The sequence below is a fragment of the Phenylobacterium sp. genome (assembly GCF_036495085.1).
GTDB lineage: Bacteria > Pseudomonadota > Alphaproteobacteria > Caulobacterales > Caulobacteraceae > Phenylobacterium.
In genome coordinates, this window is sequence record NZ_DASXNL010000131.1 from 20695 (window position 1) to 30783 (window position 10089).

8 protein-coding genes and 1 pseudogene are annotated in these 10089 nt (G+C 66.5%); 6 read left to right on the forward strand and 3 right to left on the reverse strand.

Annotated features, from left to right (window positions below; genetic code table 11):
* Positions 1-47 precede the first annotated feature (47 nt).
* Positions 48-818: a class II aldolase/adducin family protein gene (locus VGI62_RS14730; RefSeq protein WP_331505265.1), complete on the forward strand. Its 771-nt coding sequence runs from the start codon at positions 48-50 to the stop codon at positions 816-818.
* Positions 819-1227: 409 nt separating this feature from the next.
* Here VGI62_RS14730 and VGI62_RS14735 read toward each other — a convergent pair whose 3' ends face one another.
* The 3 genes from VGI62_RS14735 to VGI62_RS14745 all read right to left on the reverse strand — a co-directional run bounded on the left by VGI62_RS14735 (position 1228) and on the right by VGI62_RS14745 (position 4646).
* Positions 1228-1719: a cytochrome c family protein gene (locus tag VGI62_RS14735; RefSeq protein WP_331505266.1), complete on the reverse strand. Its 492-nt coding sequence runs from the start codon at positions 1717-1719 to the stop codon at positions 1228-1230.
* 108 nt (positions 1720-1827) lie between these two features.
* Complete coding sequence (locus VGI62_RS14740) at positions 1828-2280, reverse strand: YaiI/YqxD family protein (protein ID WP_331505267.1); 453 nt, start codon at positions 2278-2280, stop codon at positions 1828-1830.
* Positions 2281-3329: 1049 nt separating this feature from the next.
* Entirely contained in the window at positions 3330-4646 is a 1317-nt protein-coding gene (locus VGI62_RS14745; protein ID WP_331505268.1) for a tetratricopeptide repeat protein, read from the reverse strand.
* A gap of 79 nt (positions 4647-4725) precedes the next feature.
* Here VGI62_RS14745 and VGI62_RS14750 point away from each other — a divergent pair, with 79 nt between their 5' ends.
* From VGI62_RS14750 to VGI62_RS14770, 5 genes and pseudogenes are all read left to right on the forward strand, one after another.
* Positions 4726-5961 carry an MFS transporter gene (locus VGI62_RS14750; protein ID WP_331505269.1) on the forward strand — a complete coding sequence of 412 codons (1236 nt, stop codon included), beginning with the start codon at positions 4726-4728 and terminating at the stop codon, positions 5959-5961.
* Between the two features lie 14 nt (positions 5962-5975).
* Positions 5976-6881, forward strand: coding sequence for a sulfotransferase domain-containing protein (locus tag VGI62_RS14755; protein WP_331505270.1), 906 nt, complete (start codon positions 5976-5978; stop codon positions 6879-6881).
* Between the two features lie 226 nt (positions 6882-7107).
* Positions 7108-7557: pseudogene (locus VGI62_RS14760) on the forward strand (transposase); the annotation flags it as partial.
* Between the two features lie 214 nt (positions 7558-7771).
* Positions 7772-8347, forward strand: coding sequence for a TetR/AcrR family transcriptional regulator (locus tag VGI62_RS14765; protein WP_331505271.1), 576 nt, complete (start codon positions 7772-7774; stop codon positions 8345-8347).
* A gap of 53 nt (positions 8348-8400) precedes the next feature.
* Complete coding sequence (locus tag VGI62_RS14770) at positions 8401-9369, forward strand: quinone oxidoreductase (RefSeq protein ID WP_331505272.1); 969 nt, start codon at positions 8401-8403, stop codon at positions 9367-9369.
* Positions 9370-10089: the final 720 nt, after the last annotated feature.

Here is a 10089-nt window from a genome sequence, read left to right on the forward strand (position 1 = left end):
GCGGCGCTCGGGGGGAGTCTGCCGCAACTGGAAAAAGGAGACGCTCCATGGCGGACGGATCGGTTGGCGGCGTGGCGTCGCTGAAGGGCAAGGTAAGCGCCGAGGAGTGGCAGGCCCGCGTGGATCTCGCCGCACTCTATCGGCTCGTCGCGCTCTATGGCTGGGACGACCTGATCTACACCCACATCTCAGCCCGCATCCCGGGGCCGGAACATAACTTCCTGATCAATCCCTACGGCATGCTGTTCGAGGAGATCACCGCCTCGTCGCTGGTGAAGATCGATCTCGAGGGAAACATCCTTCAGGAGACGCCCTACTTCATCAACCCGGCGGGCTTCACGATCCATTCGGCGATTCACGCTGCGCGGGAGGATGCCCACTACGTCATGCATCTGCACTCGGACAACGGGGTAGCGGTGGCGGCGCAGTCGGCAGGGCTGTTGCCGCTTTCGCAGCACGCACTGATCGTGCTGCCGAGGCTCGCCTATCACGACTATGAGGGTATCGCGCTCAACCACGACGAACGCGAGCGGCTGGTGGCCGACATCGGCGACAAGACGCTGATGCTGCTGCGCAACCATGGCACCTTGGCGGTCGGCGATACCGCTGCGAACTGCTGGGTCGGCATGTATTATCTGGAGCGCTCCTGCACGATGCAGGTGGCGGCGCTTACCGCCGGGCGCGAAGGCGTGCTGATCGCACCGGACGCCTCGCAGGCGGAAGTCCGCAATCAGGTCGCTCGCGGCATCGGCGGCGGTCTGGCCTGGCCCGGCTGCCTGCGGAAGCTGGACCGTGAGTCGCCTGGCTACGACGCCTGAACCGTCACAATTCCACTCGAGCTATCGCGGACACCTCCCTCTGAGGCGTCCGCTGTTTCGGTGTGTTCGGGGGGATCGAGATCGCGCTGCGACTGCCGTATTTTGGCATCAATCTCAGCGGCGGCGATCCCGCCTATCGTCGGGGGCGCCAACGTCGGCGAGGAGGTCGCGTGGCCAATTTGCAAATTGGCCCCTCCCGTCTCCGGGAGAGGCCAAGGAACAGCGCCGTGGCGGACGTGGGGACGTCGGACCTGCAGGCGCGGACCGGCGGCTCGGGGGAAGCCGCCGGCCGGGCGTCGACCGGGAGGGGGGATCGCAGAGCCCGGCTCAACAAGTCGACGATGCGCTTGACCAGCGCACTCGTCAAGGTTGAGGGGATTTTAAACTACCACCCGCCAGGGATGAGCGTCTACGGTTTGTAGCCGGTCTGGACCATCAGATAGGCGATGACGTCGGAGCGGTCCTTGGGGTCTTTCATTCCGGCGAAGGTCATCTTGGTGCCTGGCGCCGCAACCTTGGGGTCGGTGATCCAGGTGTCGATATGGGCGGCATCCCAGGTCCACCCCGCCGCCTTGAGCGTGTCGGAATAGGCGAAGCCGGGAAGGCTGGCCGCCTTGCGTCCGAATATGCCGTGCAGGTTCGGCCCGGTCAGGTTGGGACCGCCTTCCGGCAGGGTATGGCAAGACGAGCAGAGAGCGAATTTTGACTCGCCGTTCGCAAGGTCGGCGGTGTTGTAGGGCGCCGGCAGCTTGGCCAGCAGCGCCGCCTTCTCGGCGTCGCTGAGCGCGGGGGCCGGCGCAGCCGTGGTGGTCTGCTCAGTGGAAGTATTCGTCGCGGGCTTGTTGCACGCGGAAAGCGTAACGGCCGAGGCCGCAGCGAGCATCAAACCCATGTGGCGCATACGCGGATTCTCCTCGAGTGAAGCGCCCGGCTGCGCCGGGAACGTCTAAATCGATGAAAGATCAGCCGGATGCAAGGTGAAGGCTGCGCTTGGATTGGTCCGTTGCGTTCAGCGCCGCCGCCGCTTTTCGCGGTTCACGGCTTCATCCAGCGCCTGCAGGAAGCGTGAACGGTCGCTTGACTGAAACGGACGGGGCCCGCCCGTAATCTCGCCGGTCGAACGGATATGCTCCATGATCGATCGCTGGGCGAGGGCCGAGCCGATGGAATCCGGCGTGAACAGGCGTCCATTCGGGGCGATCGCAGTCCCGCCTGCTTTCAACACGCGATCGGCCAACGGGATGTCGTTGGTGACCACGATGTCTCCCGCCGCTGTGCGTTCGGCGATCCAATCGTCAGCTACATCGGGCCCGGCGTCGACAATCATCCGCTCGATCAGCTTCGAAGCTGGGATGGCGATGAAGCTGTTGGAGACCACGGTTGTGGTGAGGCCGTACCGAGCGGCGACCTTGTAGGTCTCGTCCTTCACGGGGCAGGCATCGGCGTCGATGAAAATGCGCAAGCAACAGGGCTCCTTCGAGGGCACTATCCTGCTTCGGTCCGCCCGATCCGCCAATCGAGATCGGGCCCGCACCCGATTGGAAGGCGGCCAGCGGCCGGCGCATCGCGAGCGCTCAAGTGGTCAGGCCTTCGCGGCGTGCAGCCTAAGGGTTTTCGCTGATAGCGAAGCCTTGGCGGCAAGGCCTTGTAGTCCGAACAGAGGGTGAGATCGTTCAGGAGTGGATCATGATCTCTATGACCGCCGCAATCCTCGCCGCGGGCTTGATGCAGGCGGCGGACGGGGCCGGACATGCGGCTGGTCGATGGATCGTGTCGTGCGACATGCCAGCGCCTGGGGGGCTTCAGGGGACCGGCGCCCATCGCATCTTCCGGCTCGGCCCGCAGCTCTTCCAGGAGTGGAAGGCAGACTCGCGCAGCTTCGGCTCGAACCTCTGCCTCAGTTTTGCCTGCACGAGCGACAAGGGGCGGCTTGAAGGCTCAATCAGCTCCAGTTCCCTCATCATGACGATTCAGCTGGACCCTGGGGCCGGTGTTGCGTCCTGGCGGACGGTCGGAGCCTCCGGCCTGTCGCGGACGAGCGGGCCATGCTCGCTCCAGAAGGACAGCGGCCGGACGCCAAGTGGCCATTAGAGGAAGCTCCGCGTGGCCGCCGATGACGGATGGTGCGGATGCAGGACCCGAACCCGCGCCCTTCGGTTTATAAGAGCGCTGATCTACCAGCTGAGCTAATCCGGCGTATTGTTTTTCCGGGACTTTTCGCCACTGGATCAACGGCGTTTTACAGTCGCGTCGATCTTTTACAATCGGCTCCCTGATTTGTTCTCCCATAGCCGGCTTGCCGATGCTGTCGCAAGGGCGGACGCGGGTGTCCCGTCCGAGCGGAGCTGTAGCTCGAGAGCAGACGTTGGCACGCGGCGATCTCGGTCAGCCGCTCCTGGACTCATCGGAGACGTTGGGAGAGTCCGCTCGCCGCCTGCGTCAGTCCCACCGCGGGGGTGGGTAGGGATCTGCGGAGGCGTGGACCGTCCCCTGCGCCGTATCGGCGAGCCGTTACATCGGCCGCGCCGGGACCGGCTCCAGGTGGCCGATCCCGAGACGTTCCAGGCGCGCCTGGAAGCGTGGGTCGGCATGCAGAGGGCGGAACGCCGGAAAGATGGCCAGGACCATGGCGTTCATCCGCTGGTCGATGACCTGATCGATGCACGCCAACGCCGCCTCCGTGTCGCCGAGCGCGGCATGAACCATCGCCGAGTCAAAGGGGCGTACGAACTCACCGTCCGCCGGCTGGAGGAGGCGCTCGAGGCTGCGCCGCGCCTCCTCCGTGCGACCCTCCATGGCCAACAACACGGCCGTGATCCACGCCGACTCGAGCGGATGCGCGTCGGCATGCCGAAGACGCTCCCGGGCGCCGTCGAAGTCGCCGAGCTGGGCGTGGCAATAGCTCGACATGCCGTGGGCGGAGATCCAACGCGAGTCGAGCTGCAGGGTATGCTCGAACTGCTCGATGGCCTCCTCGTACCGGCCGGCCAGGAAGAGAACCATGGCGATATTGCCGTTGATGCTGGCGGCCAGCGGCTCGATCGCCTGGGCCCGGCGAGCCGCGGTCAGCGCTTGCTCGAACCGCCCCACGGAAGAGAGCTGACTGGAATGGAACCGATGCGCCACGAAGCACTCGGGATCGAGTTCCAAGGCGCGCTGCATCAACCGGTCGGCCTCCGCGATGTCGTAGTCGTACGAGAAGGCCAGGTGGCTCAGGATCGCGTGGGCCTCGGCGCAATCGGGGTCGATCGCCAGCGCCGCCCGCGCGCTCGCCACGGCGGGCGGATAGGCGTCGTGCGGCGAGAGCACGCCGTGTGCGCCCTGCAGCATGTGGCACTCGGAGAGGCAGGCGTGCGCCAGCGCGAAGTCCGGGTCCGCGGCGATCGCGCGCTCGAACTGCGCCTGGGCCGTCTTGAGGTTGCCGCGGCCCGGCCGGGTCAGCGTCGACCAGCCCGCGACATAGTGCTGGAACGCCTCGGGATCGCGCGCGCCGCGGTCGGTTTCCGCCACCGCTGCGCAGAACCGGTAGCCGCGGCCGCTCACCGAGGCGACGTAACGCGGCGCGGCCGGATTGTCGTCCAGCGCCCGGCGCACCGCCGCCACGGCCTGGCTGACGCTGTTGTCCACGACAGAGCGGCCGGGCCAGACCGCCGAGAGCAGGGCGTCCCGCGTGACGATTTCGCAGGCGTGCTCGACCAGGAACATCAGCGTGTCGAAGGCGGCGTCGTTCAGCGCGACGGCGTCGCCGGACCGCCCTGAGGTCAGCCGCCGCCGCCTCGGGTCCAGGCTGAAATCGCCAAAAGCATAGGTCAGCCCCGGTCGGCGCACGGCGGCCCTTCACAAGGTTTCACAGCATCCGGATTCACTTTCGGCAATCATGGGTCGACGTGCAACGGGGTGGGGGAAAATGCGCCGGATTGCGAGGTACCAGACGGGACTGGCGCTGCTGTGTGGCGTTATCGGCGGGCTGGTGGCTCTCGATCGCTCGGCGATCGGCTTCCTGGGCCCGTACATCGTCGCGGATCTGAAGCTGAGCAATGCGCAACTCGGCCTCGCCGCCTCCGCGGTCTCGCTGACCTGGGGCCTGGCTTCCTACGTGGTGGCGCGCCTGGCCGACGGCGCCGGGCGGACCAAGGCCTGGCTCCTGGCCGCCGTGATCGCCTTCTCGATGGTGTCCGCCGCGACGGGCCTCGCCGTCGGCTTCGTCACCCTTCTGGTCGCGCGGCTGGTGCTGGGCGCCGCCGAGGGCCCGGTAGTCGTCCTGACGTTGGCCTCGACCATCCGAGCCTCGGATGACGACCGGCGCGGCCTGAACCTGGGCGTCAATGGCTTCGTGACGTTTCTCATCGGCGGCGCGCTCGCTCCGATGTTGCTGGTCGCCCTGGCGACGGCCGTCGGATGGCGGGGGGCGTTCTTTCTCACCGGCGTCCCGGGATTATTCGCCGCCCTTGCCGGTGCGCTATGGCTGCGGCCAGACCGACCGCGCCCGTCCGCGGCTCTGTCGCCGGCCTCCGGCCTGCCGCTCGGCCTCTCGGACCTGCTGCGGACCCGCAACCTGCCGCTCTGCCTGGCGGCGGCGCCCTTGCTGGTTGGGAGCGGCGGCATCGCGGGGGTGTTCATACCGCTCTACCTCGTGAACGTCCGGCATTTCAGCCCCGCGGTCATGGGGCAGCTGATGGGCACGATGGGAGCGGCCCTGACGGTCAGCATGTTCGCCGCCCCGGCGCTTTCCGATCGCTTCGGACGCAAACCCATCGCCGTCCTGGCGTCGTTGACTGCCCTTATCCCGCTGGGCTGCCTGCTCTGGACCGGTCCAGTCATCGGCCTAGCAGCGTTCTTCGCGGCGGGCGGCCTGGCGATCGGGGCCTTGGCGGTGCTGATGAGCAGCATCCCGAGCGACAGCGTCGACCCCCGGATCCAGGCCTCGGCCATCGGCCTTGTCAGCGGCGCGGCGGAAATCCTCGGCGGCTTCGGAGCGCCGGTGCTGGCGGGCCTCGCGGCCGACCGATGGGGGCTTTCCGCGCCGCTCATCATGATTATCGTCTGCACGGGCGTCGCCGGCGTCATTGTGCTGGGGCTGAAGGAAACGGCGCCGCGCCGAACGGGCCGGCTCACGCGTCTCGAACCTGTCCCGAACACCTGAGCATGGACACCGACATGAACGCCATCTCTCCCGTCTGGCCGGTCAAGACCGAGGAGCACGACGTCGCCATCATCGATTCGACCCGCTGGGATCACCTCGCGTTCCGCGAAGACGACATCGTCATCGCGACCTATGCCAAGTGCGGCACCACGCTGACCCAACAGATCGTCTCGCAGCTTGTGTTCGACGCCGACCCCTCGGTTTACGGCGCGGGCTTCACCGTCTCGCCCTGCCTGGAAATGCAGCCGCCCGGGGTCGACTTCCTCGCCACCCTCGAGGCCCAGACGCATCGCCGCTTCATCAAGACCCACCTGCCGGTGCGCCAGCTCACTTATTCGCCGCGCGCCAGGTACATCACCGTCGGCCGGGACGTGCGCGACATCGTCTGGAGCTTCCACAACCATCAGCGCGGCATGCGCGCCGACCTGGTCGAAATCATCAACCGCACCGCCGGACGGCCGTTCATCGACGCCGAGCCAGACGTGCGCGACTTCTACCACCGCTTCCTGGACGAGGGCGGGAGCCAGGGCATGCCTTTCTGGCGCCACATCCAGGGTTGGTGGGACATCCGCGGCCTGCCCAACCTGCTGACGCTCCACTACGCCGACCTGATCGGCGACATGCCGGGGCAGTTCCGCAAGATCGCCGCCTTCCTCGACATCCCGCTAGACGAGGCGAAGCTGCCGCTCATGCTCCAGCACTGCAGCCTCGAGCACATGCGCAACGTGGCGACCGCCGATGGCGGCCCGGACATCGCCTTCGACAGGGGCCCGGACACCTTCATCAACAAGGGGACCAACGGCCGCTGGCGCGACGTCCTCACCCCGGCGGAGATCGCCAGGGCCGACGAGGTCGCCGCCCGCGAATTGACACCCGACTGCGCCGCCTGGCTCCGTGACGGGACCTGGCCGGCGGCCTAGGCCGGGGCGCTGTTTTCGACATCGCGCCATGGCGTGAGTTGGCGTCGGCATTGTGGGCTGGCTAAGCTGAGGCGCGCGCCACCACGCTTGGCCCCCGCCGCGCAAGAGTCCGCTTTCTGCCCCGATCTCAACGTCTGCTACTGGCGGATTGTGTTGAAAAACCCGGCCTTGTCTGAGGCCTAGAACGCTGATTCACTTGAGGTATTGAAGCCTTGGAGTGAGTCGCATGATGGGCGATCGCCAAGTTGATCAAGGGGCGCTGTTCTACAAGTTCTCGACAGATCGTCATGTGCCTGCCGAGCACATGGTGCGGGCCATCGATCGGTTCGTCGATCTTGCGGACGTCCGGGCTCATTTGGCGCCCTACTACAGCTCCACAGGACGCCCCTCAGTGGATCCGGAGCTGCTGATCCGGATGCTGCTGGTGGGCTACTGCTTCGGCATCCGATCCGAGCGGCGGCTGTGCGAGGAGGTCCACCTCAACCTGGCCTATCGCTGGTTCTGCCGGCTGGGCCTGGACGACGACGTTCCGGACCACTCGACCTTCTCCAGGAACCGCCATGGCCGCTTCCGCGAAAGCGATCTGCTGCGCGAGCTCTTCGAGACCGTCGTGCGCCGCTGCATGACCGAAGGCCTGGTCGGCGGCGAGGGCTTCGCCATTGCGGTCAAGCTGCTATTGGAAGGAGCACCGGTGGAGGCCGCGGAAGGTCGGCTGTCGGACCCCGCCTGAAGTTCTCCTTTTGGCGCGTAGCGGAAGCGCTCACGCGAGCCGGCCTGAGAGGCTGTTGGTGGTTAGCTGCCATTGAGGAATGGGGGGTCGCGACCGCAAGTCGATCCAAGCGATTGACGCCCGGATCATCATTCTTGAATGATCGTTCCGGATAGCCTACATGAGGCTGATGGCGAGACCCCGGGAATTCGATGCGGACGCGACACTCGACAGCGCGATCGGGGTTTTCCGGGAGCACGGGTTCGAGGGCGCCTCGGCGCAGATGCTTGTCGACGCCATGGGGATCGGTCGGCAGAGCCTGTACGGCGCCTTCGGCGACAAGTGGCAGCTCTACCGTTCGGCCGTGCGGCGCTACGCGATGGGCGAGTGCGCGGCGCATATCGAGGCGCTCCGCAGCGCCCCCCGGGCCATGGATGGGATCGCGGCGATGTTGCGTCGAGTGGTCGAGACCGCCGACCAGCCGTGCCTGGGCGTGGGCTCGATCTGCGAGTTCGGCGCTGCCCGCCCCGATCTGGCGGAAGTACACGCCCCCATGGGGAGGACCCTGCGCGGCGCGATCGCGAACCGCATCGGGGACGCCCAGCGCGAGGGCGATGCAGCGCCTGCGCTCGACCCCGAAGCAGTCGCCGAATTCCTGATGGCCAACATCGCCGGAATACGTATCGCGGGACGCGGCGGGGCGGACCGCGCCGCGCTCGATGGCCTCGCCGCGATGGCGCTCAGAGCGCTGCGATGAGGTCCCCCTTTTTTGACCAATTCTGGAACGAATAGTCAATAACGGAGCGAGCGATGAAAGCCATAGTCATGAACGGTGTAGGCGGGCGGGAAATGTTGCAGCACGTGGAGCAGCCCGAGCCTGCCGCGGGTCCCGGCCAGGCGCTTGTCGAGATCGCCTTCGCCGGCGTCAACTTCATGGACATCGGCGTCCGGCAAGGCATCGCGTGGACCGAGACGCCCAACCCCAAAATCCTCGGGGTCGAGGGCGTCGGCCGGGTGATGGCTGTCGGCGATGGCGTCAAGGGCGTCACGCCAGGCCAGCGCGTGGCCTGGCCCTATGCGCCCGGAAGTTATGCGGAGCGGATCGCGATCCCGGCCCAGCTGCTGGTTGCAGTGCCCGACGCGATCGACGACCGCACCGCCGCTGCGGTGATGATGCAGGGCCTGACCGCCAGCCACTTCGCCACCGACTTCTATCCAGTGCAGCCCGGCGACGTCGCCTTTGTCCACGCGGCGGCGGGCGGACTTGGCCTGTTGCTCACCCAAATCATCAAGCTGCGGGGCGGCCATGTCATCGGGCGGGTTTCGTCCAAGGAGAAGGTCGCGATCGCCAAGGCGGCCGGCGCCGATCACCTGATCGTCGATGCGGCGGGCCGGTTCGCCGAACAGGCGCTCCGCCTGACCGGCGGGGAGGGCGTGCACGTGGTCTATGACGGGTCGGGCCCGACAACCTTTCAGGGGTCGCTAGAGGTGCTGCGCCGGTCGGGCACCTTCTGCTGGTATGGCCCGGTGCTCGGCGGCCCTGGGCCGCTCGACATCATGAGCCTGCCGAAGAGCATCAAGATCGGATACGCCACCTTCATGGACCACATCCATACGCCCGAACTGCTGCGGGCCCGCTCGGCGCGACTGTTCGACTGGATCAGGGACGGAAAGCTCAAGGTCCTGATCGGGGGTGAGCACCCACTGGCCGACGCGGCAAGAGCCCATGCGGACATGGAGAGCCGCAAGACCACAGGAAAGCTGCTGCTAGTACCCTGAGCAGGGGGAGGCAGAGCTACTATGGAAGGGCCGGGTCAACAACGGCCGAACTCGGACCGGCCTCGTGGACTATCCGGGTTGGGCCAGCAGCAGCGGAAACCACCTTGGGCCCCACCAACGCGCATTCGAGACGCCGAAGTGGCGGTCAGGAATGATCGGAAGCGGCAGGTGGCCGGCAAGCCTGGCGAACGTCCGTATCCCAGCCTGATCCCAAAGTCCGCCCCCGGCGCGAGGCAGCCTTTAAACCAGGGCCAAGATCAATCGAAACGCGCTTCGAGCCGCATCAGGCCGGCTCTTTCTCGCGGATCTCCAGCTTATCCGATGTCACGGGTTCGGCCGGACGTCTGTGGGTTTCTGGTGCCGCCTGTTCACGCTCGGGATTCCCCGATTCCTTGGCCGCCCGGTGAAGGCGGGCCCTGAGAAGGCGTTCATAGCTGTCGTAGCACATGGCCATACCGCTCCTATTGCTCGCCGACTCGACTCCCTCCGGCGCGCAAAGGTTCCATCGTCCAACGCCCACCAGGTATGCATGCGCGTGACGCGGATGTCGCCTTTCTGGAGGTGGCGCAAGGTCGGCTCCTGGCGCAATCGGAATGTTGGCACCCACTTCAAACGTACTCGCGCGCCAATCCTTGCGCTTCCAACTCACGGACTAAACGTTCCGCCGTCTCACGATCCTCATTTAAAAGGCGAAGGAATGCGAGGACCGGAATATCGGGC